Source organism: Streptomyces sp. NPDC085927 (assembly GCF_044540975.1).
GTDB classification, from domain to species: domain Bacteria; phylum Actinomycetota; class Actinomycetes; order Streptomycetales; family Streptomycetaceae; genus Streptomyces; species Streptomyces hirsutus.
Map to the genome: position 1 here is coordinate 23,865 of NZ_JBITSN010000023.1, position 21,006 is coordinate 44,870.

General features: G+C 71.0%; 22 protein-coding genes. 7 read left to right on the forward strand and 15 right to left on the reverse strand.

What is annotated here, in order from left to right; all coding sequences use genetic code 11:
- Positions 1 to 440 precede the first annotated feature (440 nt).
- Positions 441 to 1,220, reverse strand: a complete 780-nt coding sequence (locus ACIF80_RS34810) for a hypothetical protein (protein ID WP_399812297.1) — start codon at positions 1,218 to 1,220, stop codon at positions 441 to 443.
- 91 nt (positions 1,221 to 1,311) lie between these two features.
- Here ACIF80_RS34810 and ACIF80_RS34815 point away from each other — a divergent pair, with 91 nt between their 5' ends.
- Positions 1,312 to 1,530: a hypothetical protein gene (locus ACIF80_RS34815; protein ID WP_164441989.1), complete on the forward strand. Its 219-nt coding sequence runs from the start codon at positions 1,312 to 1,314 to the stop codon at positions 1,528 to 1,530.
- A gap of 83 nt (positions 1,531 to 1,613) precedes the next feature.
- Here the strand turns inward: ACIF80_RS34815 and ACIF80_RS34820 are convergent, their stop codons facing one another.
- From ACIF80_RS34820 to ACIF80_RS34885, 14 genes are all read right to left on the reverse strand, one after another.
- Positions 1,614 to 2,111: a hypothetical protein gene (locus tag ACIF80_RS34820; protein ID WP_399812299.1), complete on the reverse strand. Its 498-nt coding sequence runs from the start codon at positions 2,109 to 2,111 to the stop codon at positions 1,614 to 1,616.
- Positions 2,112 to 2,200: 89 nt separating this feature from the next.
- Positions 2,201 to 2,449: a hypothetical protein gene (locus tag ACIF80_RS34825; protein WP_399812301.1), complete on the reverse strand. Its 249-nt coding sequence runs from the start codon at positions 2,447 to 2,449 to the stop codon at positions 2,201 to 2,203.
- A complete protein-coding gene (locus ACIF80_RS34830) occupies positions 2,431 to 2,619 on the reverse strand; it encodes a hypothetical protein (protein WP_029380917.1) in 189 nt (62 codons plus the stop codon). The genes ACIF80_RS34825 and ACIF80_RS34830 overlap by 19 nt, the downstream gene beginning before the upstream one ends.
- A 40-nt stretch (positions 2,620 to 2,659) precedes the next feature.
- The gene (locus ACIF80_RS34835; protein WP_399812303.1) at positions 2,660 to 4,963 is read right to left on the reverse strand and encodes a hypothetical protein; all 2,304 of its coding nucleotides are present in this window, start codon (positions 4,961 to 4,963) and stop codon (positions 2,660 to 2,662) included.
- An 87-nt stretch (positions 4,964 to 5,050) separates the two neighbouring features.
- On the reverse strand, positions 5,051 to 5,500 hold the full coding sequence (locus ACIF80_RS34840) for a conjugal transfer protein TraB (protein ID WP_399812305.1): 450 nt from the start codon (positions 5,498 to 5,500) through the stop codon (positions 5,051 to 5,053).
- Between the two features lie 11 nt (positions 5,501 to 5,511).
- Entirely contained in the window at positions 5,512 to 8,016 is a 2,505-nt protein-coding gene (locus ACIF80_RS34845; RefSeq protein WP_399812307.1) for a hypothetical protein, read from the reverse strand.
- 123 nt (positions 8,017 to 8,139) lie between these two features.
- Complete coding sequence (locus ACIF80_RS34850; RefSeq protein ID WP_037970934.1) at positions 8,140 to 8,343, reverse strand: hypothetical protein; 204 nt, start codon at positions 8,341 to 8,343, stop codon at positions 8,140 to 8,142.
- The gene (locus tag ACIF80_RS34855; RefSeq protein ID WP_399812309.1) at positions 8,340 to 8,888 is read right to left on the reverse strand and encodes a hypothetical protein; all 549 of its coding nucleotides are present in this window, start codon (positions 8,886 to 8,888) and stop codon (positions 8,340 to 8,342) included. Before ACIF80_RS34855 ends, ACIF80_RS34850 begins: the two co-directional genes overlap by 4 nt.
- Before the next feature lie 137 nt (positions 8,889 to 9,025).
- A complete protein-coding gene (locus ACIF80_RS34860) occupies positions 9,026 to 10,747 on the reverse strand; it encodes a DUF2637 domain-containing protein (RefSeq protein ID WP_399812311.1) in 1,722 nt (573 codons plus the stop codon).
- A 241-nt stretch (positions 10,748 to 10,988) separates the two neighbouring features.
- Entirely contained in the window at positions 10,989 to 11,348 is a 360-nt protein-coding gene (locus tag ACIF80_RS34865; RefSeq protein ID WP_399812313.1) for a hypothetical protein, read from the reverse strand.
- 111 nt (positions 11,349 to 11,459) lie between these two features.
- Positions 11,460 to 11,762, reverse strand: a complete 303-nt coding sequence (locus ACIF80_RS34870; protein WP_399812316.1) for a WhiB family transcriptional regulator — start codon at positions 11,760 to 11,762, stop codon at positions 11,460 to 11,462.
- Positions 11,763 to 11,921: 159 nt separating this feature from the next.
- Positions 11,922 to 12,104, reverse strand: a complete 183-nt coding sequence (locus ACIF80_RS34875; protein ID WP_065001274.1) for a hypothetical protein — start codon at positions 12,102 to 12,104, stop codon at positions 11,922 to 11,924.
- Positions 12,105 to 12,186: 82 nt separating this feature from the next.
- On the reverse strand, positions 12,187 to 12,351 hold the full coding sequence (locus ACIF80_RS34880) for a hypothetical protein (protein WP_199846142.1): 165 nt from the start codon (positions 12,349 to 12,351) through the stop codon (positions 12,187 to 12,189).
- A 171-nt stretch (positions 12,352 to 12,522) separates the two neighbouring features.
- Positions 12,523 to 13,131: a hypothetical protein gene (locus ACIF80_RS34885; RefSeq protein WP_399812319.1), complete on the reverse strand. Its 609-nt coding sequence runs from the start codon at positions 13,129 to 13,131 to the stop codon at positions 12,523 to 12,525.
- Between the two features lie 357 nt (positions 13,132 to 13,488).
- On the opposite strand from ACIF80_RS34885, the gene ACIF80_RS34890 reads away from it, so the two are divergent.
- The 6 genes from ACIF80_RS34890 to ACIF80_RS34915 all read left to right on the forward strand — a co-directional run bounded on the left by ACIF80_RS34890 (position 13,489) and on the right by ACIF80_RS34915 (position 20,871).
- Positions 13,489 to 14,247, forward strand: a complete 759-nt coding sequence (locus ACIF80_RS34890; RefSeq protein WP_399812321.1) for a GntR family transcriptional regulator — start codon at positions 13,489 to 13,491, stop codon at positions 14,245 to 14,247.
- Positions 14,244 to 14,954 (forward strand): AAA family ATPase, encoded by a 711-nt coding sequence (locus ACIF80_RS34895; RefSeq protein ID WP_399812323.1) that lies wholly within the window; start codon positions 14,244 to 14,246, stop codon positions 14,952 to 14,954. The genes ACIF80_RS34890 and ACIF80_RS34895 overlap by 4 nt, the downstream gene beginning before the upstream one ends.
- A 353-nt stretch (positions 14,955 to 15,307) precedes the next feature.
- Complete coding sequence (locus ACIF80_RS34900) at positions 15,308 to 16,423, forward strand: XRE family transcriptional regulator (protein WP_399812325.1); 1,116 nt, start codon at positions 15,308 to 15,310, stop codon at positions 16,421 to 16,423.
- A gap of 1,219 nt (positions 16,424 to 17,642) precedes the next feature.
- On the forward strand, positions 17,643 to 19,124 hold the full coding sequence (locus tag ACIF80_RS34905; protein ID WP_399812327.1) for a transcriptional regulator: 1,482 nt from the start codon (positions 17,643 to 17,645) through the stop codon (positions 19,122 to 19,124).
- The gene (locus ACIF80_RS34910) at positions 19,121 to 19,942 is read left to right on the forward strand and encodes a DciA family protein (protein WP_399812330.1); all 822 of its coding nucleotides are present in this window, start codon (positions 19,121 to 19,123) and stop codon (positions 19,940 to 19,942) included. The genes ACIF80_RS34905 and ACIF80_RS34910 overlap by 4 nt, the downstream gene beginning before the upstream one ends.
- An 83-nt stretch (positions 19,943 to 20,025) precedes the next feature.
- On the forward strand, positions 20,026 to 20,871 hold the full coding sequence (locus ACIF80_RS34915; protein ID WP_399812333.1) for a hypothetical protein: 846 nt from the start codon (positions 20,026 to 20,028) through the stop codon (positions 20,869 to 20,871).
- Positions 20,872 to 21,006: the final 135 nt, after the last annotated feature.

Genomic DNA, 21,006 nt, shown 5'->3' on the forward strand with positions numbered 1-21,006 from the left:
CGCCCCGGGCGACGGGCTCCTGGCCGCCGGGGCGCAGCCCCATCTCCCGCAGCTGGCGGCGGGTGGCGAGGTTGTCGCGCCCGGCCTGCTTCCACCGGAAGACCGGTAAGGAGCCGTCGCCGAGGTCGTACGGGTCGACGTCGACCAGGTCCTGGTCCTGGTCGGCCATCACCTGCTCCAGATACCGGGCAACCGGCGCTGAGGCAGCGGGTAGCGGGGACCGGGACGCTGCGGGCGGGGCCGGCCGATCCGGCGGCGCGGGCGGGGGATGAGCACGAGCGGTTCCTCCTGGTGTCGGTGGACAGCAAGCACCGCGCCCCGCCGACGTCGTGCTGGTGTCGGCGGAGCGCGGAGCGCGGTGCGAAGTGGCCGGTCGGCCTGTCCAGCCCTCGCCCACCCGCGAGCGGGGTGGGCGAGGACCAGGCGGAGCGACCGGAAGGTCAGTCCCGGAACGGGCAGCCGCTGTGCGGGTGCTGTTCGACGGCCGGGGCCGGGGCCGGGGCGGGCACGTGGACGTGGATCTCGGGCTTGACGGAGACCCTCGCCGGGCGGGCCGGACGGCCGACGCGGCGGCGCAGGGTCAGGCCGCGCATCGCGAACGCGGACAGGACCGTCCAGGCGAGGACCGCGAGGCCGACCGCGATGGGGCTGCTGGTGGCCGGGGTCGCCGTCCAGACCATGAACACGGAGGCCGTGCCCCACCCCGCCCACATCGCCCGCACCCCGTTGTTCCGGGAGAGGTAGCCGAGGACCAGGCCGGTGATGCCGGTGAGCAGCCACAGCGTGTAGACGGTGGAGGCTTCGACCGGGAGACCGGCGGAGTGCTGCGCGATGTAGGTGCGCACCGGCTGGTCGACGACGGCGAACACGCCGCTGGAGGTGTCGACGCCGACCTGCACCTTGGGCACGGCGGTGAGCAGATGGTGCAGCCCCTGGAGGACGACTTCGCCGGCGGCCTTGGCCATCAGCACGACGAAGGACACTCCGGCCACCATCAGGACGGCCCGGAGCCAGGGGGCCATGTACCGGAAGCCGTCGGTGGGGGCGCTGAGGGCGTCCTCCCACATCGCGTGCAGGACGCCGTCTTCCTTCCATGCCTTCTGCCACCAGGTGCGCAGTGCGGCGAACCGCGGCTCCTTGGGCGGGGCCTTCGGGAAGGGCACGGGGAGGTAGGCGAGCTCCTGGTGGTCGGCGCGGGGGGTGTTGTCGTTGGACGGCACGGGGCAACTCCAAGGTGTCGATGCGGGGTTCACGGAGCGTGTGAGTGGGCCAAGCTGTGAGCGACGGGGTTGAAGAGAGGGGGCGGCTGCGGTGGGGTGGTTCACCCGCGATGAGCCGGAGGAAGTCGTCTTCGAAGAGGTCGTGGACACGGACGGGCAGATCTGGCCCGCGTTCACCGACGACGACGGTGTGCTGTGGATCGACGTGGACTACGACGTCGAGGTGACGATCAATGGCGCGATCGTCGACGGGCAGATCCGGGGTGCCGAGGTCGATGAGCACGGCCGGATCTGGATCGACTACGACTGACCGCGAGGCCGGACGGCCTGTCCCGCACCCGAAGCCCCGGCCCGGTGGGCGAGGTGTCGGATACGAGGCAGGGCGCCCGGAGTTCAGCGGACGTCGTTGCGGGTGTGGGAGAACATCCCGCGCTGGCTGCTGGTGTTGTTGATCTGCGTGTTCTGCACGACCGGGCCCTCGTAGACCGTCTTGGACACCGACCTGCGGGCCTTGCTGAACGCGCCGCCGATCGCGGTGGCGACCATCGCGACGCCGGCGAACGGCAGGGTGACCATGAGGACGCCGTAGAGCGTGACGGAGGCCAGGCCCTGGAGGACCAGCCAGGCACCGCAGCCGACGCCGGTGATGCCGGCGCCGACGCCGATGGAGGCCACCGCGATCCCGGCCGCCCACGCGGGGACGATCTGCTTGTCGTCCTGATGGACGGGTGGGGTGTCGCCGTAGGCGGGCAGCGGGGTGTCGTCGCGGAACGACGTCGGGATGTGCCGCACGGGCGGCATCTCGGGCTGGAAGGACCGGGCGATGATCCGCTCGGCTTCGGCCTTGGCTTCGTCGTCGGCGAGCGGGCGGGTGATGGGCTCGAAGTCCACGGTGATCTCCGTTTCGGGGCAGACGCGGGGCGCCCTCCCCGCCGTGGTGACAGGGAGGGCGCAGGGGGGGCGAGAGAGGGCGGGCGGGGCTACTGCTGGTCGGCGGCGTCCTCGAGCGCGGCCGGCGTCGGGTACTGCAACGGCCGGCGGGTCTTGGAGCGGACCACCAGGCCGCCCTGGCGGCCGGTGCGCAGGAGGTCGGCGACCAGGGCGCGGGCCTCGGGGCTGGCCGCGAGGATGTCGGTGGCGTCGTCGACGACCAGGGGACGGTTCATCGGGGTGTTCTCCTTCTCGTTCGGCAGGGACGAGGCCGGGGTGGTCAGAAGCTGCTGATCCATCCGGTGAGGGAGGACACGGCGCTGGTGATCGTGGGGGCGATGCCGGTGCTGGCGAGGAAGAAGCCGAACAGGCAGACGGCGATGCCCGGCATGATCCGCTGGTAGCCGGTGCGCACCAGGATGACGACGATGATGCCGAGCAGGAGGACCAGGGAGATCGACAGGGCCACGGGGATCGGTTTCCTTCGGTGAGTGGGTGGTGGGTGCGGGTCAGCTGTCGGCGAGCTGCCAGTGGCCGCGCTTGAGCGACTTGGCCAGGCCCTTCGCCTTGAGCTGGGTGCAGGCGTTGCTGACGCTGGAGGGCTGGAAGCTGGGCAGGGCCTCGCGCAGCTGCTTGAGGCTCTTGGGCCCGTCGGCGAGTAGGTCGAGGATCTGGTCCTGGAGGCCGGGCTCCTCCCCGATGTCGGGGCCGCCGTCGCCGAACGGGATGCCGAACGGCGCCTCGAACGCGGCGGGCGCCTCATCGCCGTCTCCGCCGTCTCCGCCGTCGGCGTCCGGGGCCGGGGCGCCGGCCGCCGGGGTGCTGCCCGGGACGTCGGAGAACGCCTGGGCGAGGGTGTCGCAGTCGGCGTACGGGTTGGTGTGCCGCACGCCGTAGATCGCGGCCCCGGCCTGCGCGGCCTTGGCCTCGCCCTCGGTCAGCCCGGTGGGCGGCTCGTCGCCGTACAGGGCGATCAGGTCGGGGTAGACGCCGTCGACCTTCTGGGCGAAGAACGTGCGCATGAACTTGGCGCGCCCGTCGAGGAACATGTACGCCATGCCCGCGGTGGACTCGCCGTCCTCGTCGTCCTTGCCGGAGAACAGCGCCTCGATCTGCCCGTTCTCGTAGATCCGGGCGGGGATGTTCTCCATCTGGAAACCGGCCGGGGCGATGCCGTCCAGGCCCATCTCCTTGGTGGAGGAGGAGGCGGTGCGCATGAGGAACAGCGCGCCGACCTTGCCCTGCTGGCGGATCGCGTCGTCGTCACCGAGGTCCTTGAGGTGCAGGGACTGCACGGCGAGCCGGATGCCGATGCCGACCTTGCGGCCGGTCTTCTGGATGTCGGCGATGAGGTAGGCGGTGGCCTTGCGCATCGCTTCGTCCGGGTGGGACAGCAGCCGGTTGATCTCATCCAGCGTGATGTTGATGAGCGGCCACGGCTTGTTCAGGGCGAAGTCGCCGCGGCCCATCTCGTTAGAGATCCGCTCGCGGTACTTCATGACCGCGTGCGCGGCCGTGAGCATCAGGAGCGTCTCGACCGGGCCCTTGGCGAACCAGTCGACCCGGCCCTCCGCCTCGGGCAGCGACATGCCGCCCTGGACGTCGCCGACCCAGGAGACGACGCCGGAGCGCTTCTCCGCGGCGAGGATCAGGTTCTGCAGGACGGACTTGCCCGCGCCGGTGACGCCGGCGGTGATGCCGCGCAGCGCGCCCTGGCTCGGGTCCCACAACCGCATCCGGGCGGGCTTGCCGTCGTGGCAGACGCCGATGGTGACGCGGCCCTTGGAGTCCATCGTCAGGTCTTCGACGGTGGCCTTGCGGACCTTCATCAGCGGGTTCGTCTTGTAGATGGAGACGACGCCCTGGCGGATGCCGTCGGTCTCGATGACGAGCCGGGAGGGGTCGTCGATGCCGAAGGCGGAGCAGATCGCCGTGTGCGGCAGGTGGATCTCCTTGCCGGGCGGGGAGGCGACCAGCAGCACGATGCGGTGCGGTTCGGCCCGGTAGTCGAGCAGCTCGACACCGGGGGCGGCCTTGCCCGGGGCGGCGACCGCGGTCTCCCACAGGCCGCGGATGCCTTCGGCGACGGCTTCGACGTCCTCGGAGGTGGGGCGGGCGACCAGCCGCATCCGGCCGGGCCCGGATCCCTGGATCGGGCGGATTTTCACGGTGCCGACCGGGAAGTCGAACGCGGCGGCGAGCTGCACCTCGGTGAAGGTGGGCACCGCCTTCCCGGCCTGGGCGACGACGATGGCCTCGAAGTCGGGCCGGTCGGCGCGGAACGGGGTGATGGACACCAGCCGGGTGCCGTCGCCGGTGGCCTGCTGCCACTTCACGGCGAGGAACTCGGTGTAGGTCAGCGGTTCCCCGGGTCCGGCGCCGTGCTGCGCCTGGTGCTCGGCGAGCTCTAGGACCAGGCCGGCGCTGCGGGTGAGCGGCACCATCCATCCCATCAGGGACGCCCACGCGGCCGGGGCGACGACCTCCCACCAGTTGAAGCCGGGGGTGATCAGGTTCGCCACGTAGGTGCCGGCGGCCGTCAGGAACGGGATCGCGCGCTGCGCCCGGGTCAGGACGCTCAGGCCCTGGTCGGGGTCCTTGGTCTTTGCGTACAGCCAGGCGAGGGTGCCCAGTCCGATCCCGCCGGAGGCGAGGTAGGACCAGGCGCTGTCGTCCAGCTGCGGGCCGACGGCCATCCCGGCCGCCGCGAGGGCGTAGGAGGTGCGTTCGGCCAGGACGCGCCGGTAGATGACGTGGCCCGGGACGCGCTTGGTGGTGTCGGCGGCCGGCGCCGCCTGGTCGATGGTGCTCAACACTGCCTCCGTTCAAGGGCAGGCAGCAGCAGGGGCCGCACCCGGCGGTCCGGGTGCGGCCCCTGCTGCTGCGGGGTGAGGGGTTGTTCAGCTGCGGCGGCCGGTGCGCCGGTAGAAGCCGGGCTTGGCCTGCCGGACTCCGGAGCCGTTGGAGGCTTCGTAGCCGGGGCGGTACTCGCGGTCGTGCGCGGAGTTGAAGCCGCGGGCATCGGTGTCGACGGCGTCGGCCGCGTTGACCATCTCGCCGGACGCCTCCGCGACCCCGGTCAGGGAGGTGGAGACGTCCTCGATCATCGAGGTGAAGCGGGGCTCAACTTCGGCCTGGCCGCACATCTCCGACAGGCGCATGGCCGCACCGGCGTTGGCCTGCATGTGCGAGCGGAGCAGGTGCATGCCCTCCTTGAGGAAGAGGGCGGAGGCCGCGAGCTTGGCGGTCCGGCCGGCCAGGGCGAGGAAGCCGTTGCCCGTGCTGGCGCTGCCGGTGCTGCTGGCCACGCCGTTGTTCATGCCCGGGATGGCGGGGAGGTTGTCGCTCACGTGATCTCCTCTCAGTTCTCGTTGTGAACGCGGGCGGCGGGCACGGCCAGGCCCATGTCCTCGGTGGCCTGCACGAGGGGCCGGTAGGCGTCGAACATCGCGTTCTCCGCGCTCTCGGAGAGCTCCGCGGCCGTCAGGGATTTGGTGGACATCTCGTCGGCCTTGCGGGCCAGGACCTCCATGGACTCCGCCAGCTTCGCCATCGCGGCACCGGTCATCCGGCCGATGACGTTGTGGGTGGAGCGCAGGTCGGCGGCGAGTTCGTCCAGCTCGTGCCGAATCTGTCGCGCCTTCTGGGAGAGGTTGCGGCAGGTCTCGTGCGCCTTGAACGACTGCCCGGTGAGCTCCTCCAGGACGTCGAGCGTGTCGTCGAGGGTGACCTCGGTCTGGTGCTGGGCGTCCATGTCCGCGACGCTGCCGCTGCCCCATTTCGTCAGCCAGGCGTCACTCACGCTGTTCTCCTTCGTGCTCGAGGTCGAGGTGCTGGCGGGGAGCCCCGCGCCGGACGTCGCCGGGCCGGATGTCGGGGAGTCGGCCCGCTCCACCGTGATCGGACCGGCCGGAGCGGACGCCGCCGTCGCCATGCCCATCGCCTCGAACGGCGACAGGCGCGGGGTGCCGGTGCCCGGCACCGTTCCGCCGCCCGGCGGGGTCGAGGCAGTGGCGGCACCGGCGACCGCAGTGGCCGGGGCGGGCATCGGGCCGGTCGGAGCGGCGGGGCCGGGCCGTGTGACCGGGCCGGGCGTCGGCGCCGGACGCGGGCCCGGGACCGTGGTGGTGCGCATCCGGGCGCGCTTGCGGGCCCGCGCCTTGGCCGTGGACCAGGGGGTACGGCGGGTCGGTACCCCCGCGGCCGGACCGACCGGCGCCTTCGCGGCCGGACCGGCGGGCTTGGTGGTCTTGGTCTTCGGGCCGGTCTTCTTCTTCGGCTTCTTGACCTTGACCTTCGTGACGACGGGCGGCCGCATCTTCTTGCGGCGGCGCTTGAGCCGCTTCTCAGCGGTCTCGTGCACCGCCTCGCCGAAGGTGGTCCGGCCCCGTTCGGCGGACTTGCGGGCCGCGTCCATCTTCTTGCCGTACTCGCGGTCGAAGCGCCGGCACTTGCGGCAGCGGCAGCCGTAGGAGTCCGACGCCGCCATGGTGCCGTGCGCGATGCCGGGCGTGAGCTTGACCTTCTTGCCCTTGCGGGACTTGCCGCCCGGCGCCTTGGGCACCGGGGCCGGGATCGTGCCGCCCTTGCCGGAGCGGGTCTTGCCCTTCTTCCCGCCGCCGCGCTTGCTGCCGGGCGCCGTGGTGCCCGCGCCGCTGCTGCCCTTCCCCTTCGGCTTCGTCTTCGGGCCGGTGCCGGAGGTGGTGGTGCCGGGCTTCTTACGCAGGATCCCGGACGGGCCGGTCGTGCCGCGCGGCGACTTCTTGGTGCCGCTCTTGGGACCGGTCGTCGTGCCCTTGCCGGTGCCGGGGCCCTTCGAGCTGGTGGTTCCGGGCGTGGTCTTCCCGCCCGCCCCCGTGCCCTTGCCGGAGCTCTTGGTGCCGGGGCCGGTCGTCTTGTCGGTACCCGTCCCGGAGCCCGGTCCGCGCTTCTTGCCCGGACCGTCGGACGAACCGCTGGCCCCGGCCCCGGTGCTGCCGGGGCCGCGGTTCTTCCTGCCGCCACCGCCGCCGCTGTTGCTCGGGCCTTTGCCGCCGCCGGAGCCTCCCGAACCGCCCGAGCCGCCGGACGATCCGGGGCCGCGGTTCTTCTTGAGGTTCACGCCGCCGCCCTGCGAGGTGCGCTTGAGCGGTGTGACGCCCGAGCCGCCCTCGCCGCCGGAACCGGAGTTGGAGCGGCCGGGCCCGGAGCCCGAACCGCCGCCGCGCCCGCCCCGCGAGCCGCCGCCAGAACCGCCAGAGCCGCTGGGCGACCGGGTCGTCGACCCGCCGCGCCCCCGGCCTCCCGAGCCGCCCGAGCGGCCTCCCGGGCCGCCAGGACCGCGCTGGAGCGTCTTGCGGCCGTACTCGTGGCTGGGCTGCACCTGCTTCTTCGAACCGCTCCCGCCGGGGCCGTCCTTGGCGGTGCTCGCGGTCTTCGCGACCGCTTCGCGCTGCTCCCGGTTGGCCCGGCCCGCCGCGACGGCGGAGTGGATGCCGCGCATGGCCGCCAGGGACACCGCGAGGATCGCCGCCAGGGACAGCGAACCCAGGCGCGGCGCGGCGGGCTGCGCACCCTCCGAGCGGAAGGTCGCCGGGACCATCGCGCCGCCCGTCGCAGGGGTCGCGGCGGGCGCAGCGGCGGGCTCCGAGTCGCCGGAGAACGGGGTGCCGAGACCGGGCTCGGGCAGGGCCGCGATGACGTCCATCGGGTCGGTTCGTGTCGCGGGTGCAAACGCTTCGGGGGTGACCGGAGAGGTGTCTGCGGGGGCGGCGAACGGCACGTCGACCGGAGCCGAAGCAGGGGGTTCCGCGGGGGGTTCGGCAGGGGCGGTGTAGCCCACGCGGGGGAAGTGGATCAGGTTGTTCGAGCCGTCGTCGTCGGCCATGACGTCTCCCTCTCGGAGTTGACAGACGGTCACCGCCTGGGGCACCCTCTCGCGCGCACGACACGCGCGCGCCTTGGGGTGCTCCAGGCGGCGAGGAAGAGGCGGTGATGAAGAAGAACTTCGTCACCCTCCGTTGCGCTTGAAGAAGTCGTGCAGCTCCTCGGTGAGCTTGCGCCACACCTCGGGACGACCCTCGCGTTCGGCCTTGATGGCCAGGGTCCGGCACGCGTCGTACCAGACCCCGGCCCGCTCCTTCTCGGTCGTGGCTTCCGCGATCCGCGCGTTCCAGTGCTTCGCGCGGTTTTGCGTCTGCCGAGGCGTGCTCAACCCTGCTCTCCCTTCGGGAAGTAGTCGTTGATCGAGGCGGTCGGCCGCTCACCGCCGGCCGCCATCGGCCACTGCTGCCAGGGGTTGTCGGCGGCCACGAACTCCGCCGGCCTCGCCTGCCCGGCCGCGCCCGGCACCTGGTCGACCGGGGCGTTCAGCGAGGTCACCGTCTTGTCCAGGGACTTGGCGACGGCGGTCCCCAGGGCGGCCTGACGGCCGGACTTGCGCTCCAGCTTCCGGGCCTCCGCCGCGGCCCTGCGCTGGGGGAGCTCCAGGACCTCGTTCTTGTAGGTCGCGTACAGGGCCTCCGCCTTGCTCGCGGCCTCGCCGGACGCCTTCTGCATGGCCTTGAGCTGCCGCGACACCTTCCAGGCGCGGATCTTCTTGGCCATCCAGCGGTCACCGTCGATCGGCGTCTGCTCCAGGCGCCGGCGCACGATGTCGGCGATCTGCCCGTACTGCTGGGCGTCGCGAACGTGCTGGTCGCGGACGGTCGCGGTGAAGGCCCGCAGGCCCTCATCCGTGAACAGTGCGTTGATATCCATGAGGTGGGGTTCTCCTTCTCGGGGCGGGGGTGATCTGGGAGGCTTTGTCGTGGCGTTTCGGCGCCTTCACCGCGCTCCCGAGGCGCTGACTTCGTCTCGGGGGCCGGTGGAACCGTCGAAAGGCTCGTTTGTGCAGGTCACTGCTCCGGGCGGTATCCGTTGGCGAGCAGCTCGGCTGCCTCCTGGCGGTACTTGGAGGCGGTGTCGGTCGACGACACGTCGAACTCGCGCTGGACGTCGGCGATCGAGACGACCCGGCACAGCTCCCGCTGGATCCCGTCGGCGTCCAGGCCGACGAACACCGCGCCGGCCGCGAGCGCCATGCGCACGACCTTGCGGAGCGCCCGCTCGCGCGGCTTCAGCTTCGCGGCGTCCTCAATTTCGGCCGCGCGCCGCTCGACTTCGGCGGCGGCGAGCCGCCTTTCGGCAGCGGCGTACTCGGTTTCGGCTTCACGCTTGCGGGCCGCCTGCGTGTTCGCGTCGGCGGTCGCCTTGCGCTCGTTCTCCTGCGCCGCGAGCCGGTCGGCTTCGGCGGCGCGGCGGCGGGTTTCGGCAGCGGCCTTCTCCGTTTCGGCAGCGACCCGATCGGCTTCGGCAGCACGCTGCCGGGCCTCCGCGATCTCCGCCGTCTCGATGGCCTGAGCCTCCGCCGCGGCGACCCGGTCGGCCTCCGCAGCTTCCTTCCGCTTCTCCGCCGCTTGGCGCTCCAGCTCCGCCGCGCGGACATCCGCAGCGGCCTTGGCCTCGCGCTCCTGGGCGGCCTTGCGCTCCGCCTCCGCCTCACGGGCGCGGGCTTCGGCGATGACCGCCGTCTCCAGCGCGGCCTCCTCCAGCGCAGCGGCCCGCTCTGCGGCGCTGACCTGGGCTTTGGCGTGGGCGCGGGCCTGGCCGGTCTCGCCCTCCACCCGGGCGCGGACGGCTTCGAGCTTGCCCTCCGCCTCCAGCCGGTCGGCTTCGGCCTGCTTGCGCGCGAGCTCCTGGCGCGTCTCCGCGTCCAGGCGCCGGCGCTCGGCTTCCTCCGCGCGGGCCTCCGCCTCGCGTTCCTGCTGCTCAGGCATCGCGAGGGCCTCGGAGACGGTGTAGCCGTAGGCGGCCATCTTCATCGGCAGCCGCTCATCCTCACTGGCCTTGCCCAGGTCGCCGTCGTACTTGCGCTTGAGCCACTGCTCGTAGGCGATGAGGTCCTGCTGGCGCCGGATCATCTCCGGGTAGGAGGTGACGTTGTGCAGCCGCATCCGGCGGTAGAACCGCGGGGTTGCGATGGGGGAGAGGATCCAGCGGTGCAGCGGGATCCGGTCGGTGACCGTTCCCGCCTCCAGCCTGGCCTTTTGGATGATCAGGCGGCGGGCGGCCTCGACGCCGATCACGAACAGGATCGGCATGACGCCGTGGCTGGCGGCCTGGACCGGATCGGTGCCGATGTGGCCCTGTGAACTGGCGTTGAACCAGATCGTCGCGCCCGTCATGGCGTGCGCGGCCATCCGCAGGAGCGGCCACGGGGTGCCCTTGCGGATCAGGTACAGGTCCAGCGCGAGGAACGCGATGATGCTGGCGTCGACGCCGACCGGGAACCAGGGGGCCAGTTCCTTGCTGAACCCCCAGCTCAGGGCGACCTTGGCCAGGGTGCTGTAGGACATCGCGAAGCCGATGACGCCGACCAGCGTGCCGCCGAAGGCGGCGACGAGGGACAGGGCGGTCATCAGCCGGTCGCGGGTGGGCTTGATCGTCTTCCGCTTGTCCGGACTCGAAACGCCCCGGGCCGTACCCGAAACCTTCTCGGGTGCGCCCGAAGCCAGGCCCGGCGGGTGCGAAGCGGGGGTGTCGGGAGCCGCGGTCTGCGGCACGTCAGTGATCGTCATGGGGGCCTCCGGAAGGGGTCGTTCAGGGCGGGGTCGAAACGGCGGCCGGTGCTCCCGAAACGCGAGGGGTGCGTTCCCGAAACGGCGGCCGGTGCGGACGGTTGATCACGAAACTGGCACCGGCACTACCCGCTTCGGGCACACGGAAAGGCCGGCCTCCCGAGGGGCGGGCGGCCGGTGCGGGGGAGCGCTGCGGGGCGGGCCCGAAACTGCCTGCCGCTCCCGCCGGGCGGGAACGAAATCAGCTCTCGGGGAACCGCGCGCCGTGCCGGATGAGGTCGGCGGTGGTGATGCCGAAGTGGCGGCACCGGTCGATCAGCGGCTGGAGCCTGTCGCTGTCGGAGCGCGTCTCGGGCGAGCCGACGCCGTACCGCTGCTGCGTGGCGAACAGCGCGTTGAGCGCGGTCGCGGTGCGGGCGGCGTGCCGTTCGAAGCGGCCCTCGCCCACCCATTCCTCCGCGATGACGTGGAGGGTGGTGCGCCAGCTGCCGCTGTAGTCCTCCGGCTCGATCGGCGGGATGTCGCTGCCGAAGATCGCGAAAGCGGCGGCCTGGGCGGCGGCTTCCGTGCCGGGCTGGAGCGGGGTCATCGTCGTGGCCATGTGGCCTCCCTCGACTGTCGGTCCGGGCTGTCCGGCTCCCCGTCACCGCCCGTCCCGGCCGCCGTGGTGCAGCGGGTCGGTGCGGGCGGATCAGGCAGCCGCCAGAACGGATCAGGCAGTGCGCTGGCGGGCGGCGCGGCGCTTGAGGGAACGGCGCTCCTTCTCGGACAGCCCGCCCCACACCCCGGCGGCCTCGCCGCGCTCCAGCGCGCCCTGGAGGCAGGGCTCCATCAGCGGGCAGCGACGGCAGACAGCCTTGGCCTCTTCCTCCTGGAGCAGGGCCGGGCCGCTGTCCCCGATCGGGAAGAACAGCTCTGGGGCCTCATCGGCGCAGGCCGCGCGGGGACGCTCGGGCGCGGCCGCGGTTGAGACGGCGCCGTAGTACGGGGTGCGTACGATGGAGTTGCGATTCATCAGGGCCTCCCAGAAGGTCCAGTGCAGGAGACAGCCCCGGGGCGGCCACCCTGGGGCTGTTGCGTGTGCGGCGGCCGGACGGCCGGAGCGGGCGGAAGCTCCCGGCGCTCTCCGCCGGCCCCGGCCGGGACGGCGCGGGGACGACGGGCAGGGCCGGAATCAACGCTGCTTCTGACGTGCGTTGTAGGCGTCCTGGAGGCGGGCGAACCGATCGTGGATCGGCACCCCCTCGGCACACGGCGTCTCGCCCTGGCAGGCCGGGCACGCGGCGGTGTGCTCGGTGGAGTCCTGGAACGCGCGCATGTAGCGGACGAATAGGTCGTCGGTCGGCCGGGCGCTCATCGGCGGTTGGCCTCCGACCTCTTGTTCTGCTCCCGGTTCTTCTGCGAGAGCGCCTCGCGTTCGGCGTCGGTGAGGCTGGTGATCACGCCGCCACCTCCCAACCGGCCAGCACCGGCGCGACGGTGGAGAAGAGGACCAGGGCGACGTCAACGCGGGCGGCGTCCTCGGGCTCGTAGCCCTGGTCGTCGTCCTCGCGCTCGATGTCGTCGATGATCCCCGCCCGCGGCTGCGCCGCGGTGCGTGTCATGCTGTGCTGCATCAGGTCCTCCAGTCAGGTCCTGGACAGCTCCCGGGCCGCAATCCCAAGGGCTGTCGCGATCGCTCCCTACTCGGGGAGCTGACTGCTTGTACGAGCAGCCACGGCCCCGGCCTCCCCTCTGCGGGGTGGCCGGGGCCGTGGTCGTTCGTCCGGAGCGGGTCAGTTCGCGGGGCGCTCGGGGTGCAGCGTCTTGAGCGGCACCCGGGGCGCACCCAGCGGTGCGTCGCCGCCTGGCAGCTGCGTGCGGCGGGTGTCGGCGTCGCGGACCGCGGACTCGGTCGACGCCCACTTCATCTCGCGCAGCAGCCACAGGGGGCGGCCGTTGCCGGGCTCGTCATCCGCCGATGCCTGCTTCTGCGCGGCGATCTGGCTGACGGCCGGGGCGACCGCGGTCTTCGGCTTGCGCAGCACGGTGGTCGAGCGGCGGTGGCCGGTCTCCGCGTGGCCGTCCTCCAGGCGCTCCTGCCACTTCTTGACCGTGACGTCGACGGTGACCAGGCGGTTGCTGCCCAGGCGGCAGCGGACGGCCGCGTCCTTGCCCGCACGGCCGGTGTCGTGCGGCACGAGCTTGGGCTTGCTGGTCTGGAGGCCGGTGATCGGCACCCACGTCTTGCAGTCGGGGCAGATCAGCGACGCACAGGCCGGGCGCAGGTCGAACTGGTGGGGCTTGAGAGTGGAGAGGGTCAGGGCAGGGCGGGCGTTGACGGTGCGGGAGCGGGTCCGGCTCCAGCGGGGACGGGCGGTGCGCTCAAGGGTCGAAGCAGACATCTGGACTCCTCACAGACGGAGCGGCAGGGGCGCGGGTCGCGATGCTCTCTCCGCCCTCCGGGCCGCCCGGTTCAAGGCCGGCGTCCCGCAGGACAGACAGCGCACAGCGCTGCGACGTGCACGCAGTTGTCGCGGCCGTCAGGCTCCGGGGGAGTTCGATGGTGCTCTCGCGTCCTCAGCGAGCTGAGGACTACCCCGGCCGCCCCGAAGGGCGGACGACTATTGCGGTCTTGCGATGGTGCTTACTCGGTGCTCCCGGAGGATCACCGACACCTTACATCAGGTTGCATCAGGTACCCTCAGGTGTCAAGCGGTATAGTGAGGCACCCAGAGGGAATCCGAAGGAGGCGAAGGCACATGTCAGGGCCACCCCGAGCCGACAATCGGCCGCCATACGCGCGCATCGCGGGCCACTACCGCGACTTGATCAGCTCTGGGGAGCTCTCGCCGGGTGACCTCCTGCCCAGCATCAAGACGCTGGCTGCCGAGTGGGAGGTCAGCACCGCTACCGCGGACCGGGCGATGAGGCTGCTGCGCGAAGAGAGGCTGGTGCGGGGCATCCCGGGTGTCGGCACCGAGGTGACGGCGCGTCCCATCTCGCTCTCCTCCGGAGCGGAACGCCACGACCGCAGCAGCAAGACTCAGTCGTCGTGGGGCGTTGGAGAGAAATCCTCCGGCCACACCGCCGGCATAGTGGCGGCTCCTGAGGACGTCGCTCATGTGTTTGGCATTTCGCCTGGTGACGACGTGATTCGCCGCAGCCGTGTCTACCGGGACGGTCATGGGATCGTCTCCCACTCCACGTCATGGATCCCGGCGGAGTTCGCCCAGGCCGTCCCCGAGTTGGCGCGGAGCGAGCGGCTCAAGGGCGGGCTGTCGCTCGACTTGATCGCTCGGGCTACCGGACGGCACGTCGTTAAGCGCGTGGATGAGGAGACTGCTCGCATCGCGACAAAGCGCGACCTCGAGCTCTTGGAGCTGGAGGCCGCCACCGTCGCGGCAATCCTTGTGTTGACCGCGCGCTTCCTGGACGCCGACGGCGAGCTGCTGGAGTACGGCGTGGACTTGGGCGCCCCGGGCCGCACCCGTCGCACGACGTCAGAAATGCAGCGGTGACCACACGGAACGTCGTCGCCCTCGACGACACGCTCGTCTCCTGCCTCGAAACCCGCCTCAGCCAGCTTCTTCGAGCCGAGCACACCGACACCCTCACGCTGGAAGGACGATTCGAGATCACGCGTATCTCCGCCGCTTTGTCTGGCCGACCGGACCCCGCGCCTCGCGCGATCCTCATGTCCGGTCTCCAGGGCTCCGGCAAGACAACCCTCGCCCGCGCCCTGGAGAAGGCCGGCTTCCGGCGCCTGTGCCCTGATGAGGAGATGTTCCGCCGCTACGGCCACTACGGCAGGGACTTCCCCCGCGGCGAGTTCAGGGTCCGGGAGGCGCCCGTACTCAAGGACATCGCCCTTGAACTCCAGGACCTCCTGGCGGCCGGACACGACACCGTGGTCGACCACGGCTTTTGGACTCCGGAAGAGCGAGCCCAATGGGCAGCAACTGTGATGGAGGCCGGCGGCGAGCCTGTTCTCATCTACTTGCCAGTGCCGCATGAGGTGCGCTGGGACCGAATCCGGAAGCGCAACGAGCAGTCGCTGGCCGACGCGAACAGCATCGAGTTCAGCGAGGAAGACCTTCTCAGGCACGCGGGCCGCTTCCGCCCGCCAACCGCTGATGAGCCGCACATCCTGTACAACGGTCACCCAAAGACCGTGCTGGCCGCGCTCCGCCGTGCAAGTCCTCCCATGGATGGCGGCCCCCATTGACTCCTACCCCCCACACGCAGCACCTGGCACTTGATGACCATGACCGTGCTCGGGTCCTGCGACTGCGGAAAGTGACATCGGCCGGTGACATTCGGAATGTCACCACCACTTGTCACCTCCGCGCGATCAAGAGGCCGTGCCATGCTCGGCCGCAGAAGGGCCGGCTTCCGCTCCGCGGGCATCACCCTGTCGGGGCGCAGGCTGCGCCGCTGGACCGTACGGGGAAGGGGATCGCGATGGTTGACGAGCGTCCTGACTGGGCTCGCCGGATGGTGGATGAGCGTGCTGCTCGGGGCTGGTCGCAAACCGACGCGGTGCGTGCACTGATGGTTCGGCTCCCAGACAACCAGGTCGTGAGCGAACAGGACCTGCTGCGCCAGTGGAAGCGATGGGAGGCGGGCGAGGCTCAGCCGACGAAGTACCGGTCAGCAATCGCTCAGACCTTCGGTACGACGACGGGCGCCTTCTTCCCCGAGCGCAGCCGGCGCGACGGCCGCGCGGAGATCTTGCAGGTCAGCGGCATGGACACGGTGGACATCATCGCGCGGCTGCGAGCCTCGGACGTGGACGTCGCGACGCTGGACGCGCTGCGGATCACGGCGGACCGGCTGTGCTGCGAATACGCGTACATGCCCGCCGACCAGCTGCTCCTGGAGGGCAAGGCGTGGCTCGCCCGCGTCGTCGGCCTCCAGCACCAGCGGGTCAGCCTGGCACAGCACCGCGAGATCATCGCGCTCGCCGGGAAGCTGTCGCTCCTGGTGGGCTGTGTCGAGTACGACTCCGGCCGCCCCCGCGACGCGGAGGCGACCCGGCAGGCCGCGCTGATGCTCGGTCAAGAGGCCGGGGAGCTCAGCGTGCAGGGCTGGGCGCACGAGATGAGGGCTTGGTTCGCGCTGACGCGGGGCGACTACCGCGGCGTCATCGCGGCCGCGGAGACCGGCATCGCCGTGGCGCCGAACGAAAGCGTCGCCGCGCAGCTGTACGCTCAAAAGGCCAAGGCGTGGGCGAGGTTGGGCGACCGGTCGCAGACCGAGGTCGCACTCGACCAAGGCCGCCAGATCCTGGAACGGCTCCCGTATCCCGAGAACATCGAGAACCATTTCGTCGTCGACCCCGCGAAATACGACTTCTACCGCATGGACGCGCTCAGGAAGTCAGGCGAGAACCGACTCGCGGAGCAGCTGGCCAATGAAGTCATCCGGGCCAGCACGGATTTCGACGGGACGGAGCGGTCGCCCATGCGGATCGCGGAAGCCCGCGTCACGCTCGGCGTGGTCGCCGCACGTGAGGGCGACCTGGACACTGCGCTCGCCTACGGGGAGCGGGCCCTGACCGGGGAGCGGAAGTCTCTGCCCTCGCTCGCGATGGTGGCCGCCGACCTCGGTCAGGCCCTCCAGACACACTACGGGCACGCCTCGGAGGCGCAGGAGTTCGTCACCCATCTTCGTGAACTGCGGGGTGGACAGTGACTTTCCCGTACGGCGGGCAGTTTCCCGCGCGCTTCCCGTCAGACGGGTTGGCCTTGCATGCTGCGCGAATTCGCCCCGCAGTTCTGGCCGGTTATGCAGTTAGGCTGTGCGCAGAAGTGATCGACAACGGCGAAAGCCCCCGGGACCGGGCCTGGTCCACTGGGGGCTCTCGAACGGGGCGAAGCTCCGTTTGGGCGAGCACCTGGTTGGGAGGTGATCGCGGGATGAAGACTACCCGCACCCATAGAACTTCACACGCATCTGCGCCGTTCCATCGTCGCGATCACGCCTTCAGGTGCGCTTTCCGGCAGGCCGACTCCACCTTCGGAATCGAGGGGGTCGGGATGACCTAGGTCATCGGCCGCGCGCGCCACTCTGCGGACTGACAATCCGCTTCGGCCTCGCGCGGCCCTTCGCACCGAGCGGGATTGACACCCCGGCTCGGCTGCTCGGTCCCGGGCATGACACCGGTTCCAAGCTTCGGCTCATCGAGCCACTTCCTTCTCAGTAACCCCGCCTTCGACAAGCGGGTCGGCCCCTTCGACAAGGGCCACCAGCAACACCCCGGCCTTTGACAGGGCCAGCGCATTACCCGAGCAAGACCCCGACCGCTGACAACGGTCGGCACCCGCCCAAACCGCGGGGCTCTTTGACGAGGGCCCTGCGGTCCACCACCACCCAGAGGAGAGGAGAAATCTCCCCCCTTCCGACCCACCTCTCGGCGTTTCGGTTGGGACCGCGCCCGCTCCTCCCGGAGGGGGCTTGGTGCCTTCCATCCACTCGTCGGCCCGCCCCGCGTCGCGGGGTGGTCCGGCTCGCATATGAAAGTTGGTGTCCCCGCCATAGTGCACGACTTCCCGTCTTCTTGTCAGCTCGACCGTGTCCGATTCACGCTGGTTCGACCCATCAGCACTTCCCGCGTGATGGGATTCGCACACCCTGTTTGCGCAGTTCACGGCTTTAGTCATGATGAGCCTTGGAGTGAGCTCCTGGCGGCCGCCGGGGATGCGCTCCTGCCAGGCCTCTCTCGTCGTCTCTCCGCTGTCCACAGCTTCGACGCCGGTCGCCGGACTCTGTCCACAGGTCGTTCGGTGCAGGTTCGCCGGATGGATGATGAAGCGCGTGTTCTGCCCCGAAAGGGAGGTGTCCGCTTTGGCGTGTACACCGGCTCGATGGCGACTCAGGCGGTATTCGCGGCTCCTGCCGTGGCGGTGGGCCGGTGAGCGGCGTGGCGGCACCGGCCGCTGTGCTGCTCCCTTCTCCGCGTCCGTCGGTCGACGACGTCGACGCGGTGGTCGTGCTGCCTGTGCTGTTCGTGCCGGAGGCGTCGCAGTGGCTGTCGACGTCGACGGGCCGGATCGCGGGCGATAGCTACTCCTGGATGCAGGCGGTCCACTGGGTGGCCGGGTCCGGGCTCTACAAGCCGCGGCGGCACCGGTCGCACGGGCCGCGCAGCTTCGGTGCGACGACCGTGCGCGTCGCCCAGGAGCTCGCGCAGCTCTTTCCGTGCCGTCCGGGGGTCGAGTACCTGATGCGCCGCACCGGCATGGCGGAGCGGTCGGTGGAGTACCACCTGGGGATGCTGCGAGAGGCCGGGCTACTCGCGTGGATCGTCAAGGGCACGCGGGTGTCCGGCGGCCCCGCACTGGCGTCGGAGTTCGCGCGGATGATCCCGGTGGAGTTCGATGCCGCGCTGGGGATCCGCACGGTGCAGCGCGATGAGGACGCTCCGGCGTACACGCGGGCGGTGTCCGGGATCGCGGAGGCCGGCCGGGAGCTGATGGCGAAGCTGGCGAAGAAGGCGTCGCGGAAGGTGCGCAAGCCGCGCTCGAAGACGTCGTCGAAGGTCCCGGCGAAGGCCTTAGTGAGGGGTGCTGAGCAGGGGGGTGTGACGGCTGTTTCGGATGAGGTCCGTTGCACCCCAATGCAGGTTGGTACCTCAGCGTCTTCTACTGCGGGTGATACTTCCCTCCCCCCTGAGAGCAAGCTCGCCAGCGGGAAACGCAAGTCCCCCACCCTAAAGAAGTCCAAGGCGAAGCCCGGTGGACGCCGGAAGCTGAACTGCGTCGGTCGCCGCTTCCAGCTGACCGGGGAGCTGATCTGCCGGGTGCCGTGGCTGGCGAAGGCTGCGCGGCCGCGGATCGCCTGGATCGTGCGGGAGGTCGCCGACGCCGGGTGGACCGCGGACGAGGTGATCGCCTGGCTGGACCTGGAAGACGCCCCGGAGCAGGTGCTGCGCCCGTCCGGATTCCTCGCGCAGCGCCTGGACGGCGCCGTGCGGCTGTGGCCGACCGCTGAAGGCCGCGCCCGCGCGGTGGAGGCATACCGGGCCTCCCGCCGCGCTGAGCAGGCCCGGCACGCCGAATGGGAAGGCTCCGGTGGTCCCTCGAGCCAGTTCGCGGCCCGTCTCTTCCGTGAGGCGGCCGCGCAGGTCCGCCGGCACGACCAGCCGCCCGCGCAGCTGCTGTACACGCTCACCACCGACGACGTCCCCGCCGCGCCGCCGGAGCTGTCGGAGCACGAGCTGATCGACATGCGTGCGGCCGCGCAGAAGGACCCCTCGCTGGTCACCTCGATCGCTGCCGCCTACGGCGAGGACTACGCGCGCTACGTGTTCAGCGCCGATATCGCCGACCTGGTCCAGCGGGTGCGCGGCACCGGCCACCTGGTCATCGACCGCCCCTGGGAGGAGTACGCATGAGCGAGGACCTGGCCCCCGCCCTCTCGGGTGTCGACCTGGCCCGGGTGGCGCTGCAGGTCGCGCGGGCAGCAGCGAAGACCCGGTCGGCCGATGCGGCCGGAGGCGGTGCCGCCACCCGGCGCGTGCGGCCGTCGCGTCGCACCGGCGGACGGGATCCGATCACGTTCGCCGCCGCGATCGACCATCTCGTGGCCGAGCGGGCCTGGGAGGCCCCGGCCGCAGCCGGCAGCGTCATCGACCGCTGGGCGGACATCGCCCCCGAACTGGTCGGCAAGGTCAAGCCGGTGCACTACGAGCCGGCCACCCGGCAGCTGGACCTGCTGCCCGTCTCCCCTGCCTACGCCACCCAGCTGCGGTTGCTGGGCAGGCAGCTGATCGACCGGATCAACACCAAGACCGGCCAGGAAACCGTCAAGGAACTGCGCGTCCTGGCCCCGGGCGACACCGCATCTGCCCCGGGCGACACCGGGGCAGACCACGAGGGCTCATCGAACGCGAAGGCGCCGGTGAAGACCCGCGAGATGGCTTGCGACGGCTACCGCCGCGCGCTCGCCGCCCACCAGGCGGTCCGTCCCGACCGGCACGTCGACCCGGCCATCCAGGAGGCTGTCGAGTCGCAGACCCGCGCCCTGCGCGAGCTCAGCCGGCGCGCGTTCCCCGACCCCGAGTCCGGTGACCAGCCCAGCCCCATCGAAGCAGCCCGTGTCCAACGGCGTCGCGACGCCGCTGCCAGCCGGGCCGCCGCTTTGCGGCGTGCCCGAGCCGAATGCGCTCAGAAGGCCGACGGGCAATCAGCAGCCGCGCAGCGCACGGCGTGAGAAAGCGGGCCGCCGTGCCGAAGCCCGGTCTTGACGTAGGCCATAAAGCCCCGTCCAGACCCAGGATGCGCAAGAGTGGGCGGGTGTCCAAGAAGAAGAACGCCAGCAGCAAGGAAAAGCGCGCCGGACGCCAGAGGACTGCCGCCGAGAGCCGGCGCCGCGCGCAGCAGTACGAGGGCGTGCCCGAAGAGATCGTGGAGCTGCTCGAATCGCCGTACACCTTGCCGGAGTGGGAAAGGTTTTACCGCGCCTTCCCCACGGTCACCGCGGCCGTCGAGGCGGCTGGCAGGGGCGAGACCGTGGAGGTCTACAGCAGCGAGCACGAGCTCTACCAGCTGCGGGTGATCCTGGTGGATGGCGAACCTGTGGTGGAGACACTCCTGTATGTGCCCTACGGAACGCGGGACGCGCTGTGGAGCGGGCTGCTGCACAGCGACGACCAGGACGACGCACTGAAGCGGATCACCGGTGCGCTGCCTGACCTGCTCCCGGACGATGTCCCGCTTGAAGGGGTCGACTGCGTCGTAGAAGCGGCCCCCTCTGGGGCGAGACTGCCGCGCTTTGCCTACCGGTACCGGATCCCCGCCTCGGGCCTGAAAAGGTGGAAGGATCAGTGGGAGGAGGCCAGCCGTTTCACTTCCCTTCAGGAAGCCGTCAGCTGGAGCGATACCCGTGCAGCTGGCCACGCCGACGCCGTCGAGATTCTGCGGCGGCACGGCATTCCGGCGGTCAGCTGCGACGCCTGCGGACATGCCGTGACGAACCGCCACCCCGCCTGGCCCGGACTGTGGGTCGACTTCATGGGCGATGATTTCGGGCCCGTGTGCCCGGAGTGGGACGACTCATCGCTGGAAACGGAGAACGAGCTGGACAGCCTCGCCATCGGAGGCCCTCACCAAGTCGACGAGGCCGCCCTGACGGGCGCTTGAGCAGCGCAACGTCACCCCATAGCCCGAGTGTCTGGGCTTGTGGCCGGGATGGCACCGAAACGGTGCCGTCGCGGACCAGGGCATGGACCTGGGCGGACATCAACAGCCCGGTGGTTCACCTACCGGCGATAGCAG

Coding starts and splice junctions, on each gene's coding strand:
- ACIF80_RS34825 (WP_399812301.1), bottom strand. CDS start 2,449: ATGGATCAGCAGCTTCTGACCACCCCGGCCTCGTCCCTGCCGAACGAG.
- ACIF80_RS34845 (WP_399812307.1), bottom strand. CDS start 8,016: ATGGCCGACGACGACGGCTCGAACAACCTGATCCACTTCCCCCGCGTG.
- ACIF80_RS34855 (WP_399812309.1), bottom strand. CDS start 8,888: ATGGATATCAACGCACTGTTCACGGATGAGGGCCTGCGGGCCTTCACC.
- ACIF80_RS34860 (WP_399812311.1), bottom strand. CDS start 10,747: ATGACGATCACTGACGTGCCGCAGACCGCGGCTCCCGACACCCCCGCT.
- ACIF80_RS34865 (WP_399812313.1), bottom strand. CDS start 11,348: ATGGCCACGACGATGACCCCGCTCCAGCCCGGCACGGAAGCCGCCGCC.
- ACIF80_RS34870 (WP_399812316.1), bottom strand. CDS start 11,762: ATGAATCGCAACTCCATCGTACGCACCCCGTACTACGGCGCCGTCTCA.
- ACIF80_RS34875 (WP_065001274.1), bottom strand. CDS start 12,104: ATGAGCGCCCGGCCGACCGACGACCTATTCGTCCGCTACATGCGCGCG.
- ACIF80_RS34880 (WP_199846142.1), bottom strand. CDS start 12,351: ATGACACGCACCGCGGCGCAGCCGCGGGCGGGGATCATCGACGACATC.
- ACIF80_RS34885 (WP_399812319.1), bottom strand. CDS start 13,131: ATGTCTGCTTCGACCCTTGAGCGCACCGCCCGTCCCCGCTGGAGCCGG.
- ACIF80_RS34890 (WP_399812321.1), top strand. CDS start 13,489: ATGTCAGGGCCACCCCGAGCCGACAATCGGCCGCCATACGCGCGCATC.
- ACIF80_RS34910 (WP_399812330.1), top strand. CDS start 19,121: ATGAGCGAGGACCTGGCCCCCGCCCTCTCGGGTGTCGACCTGGCCCGG.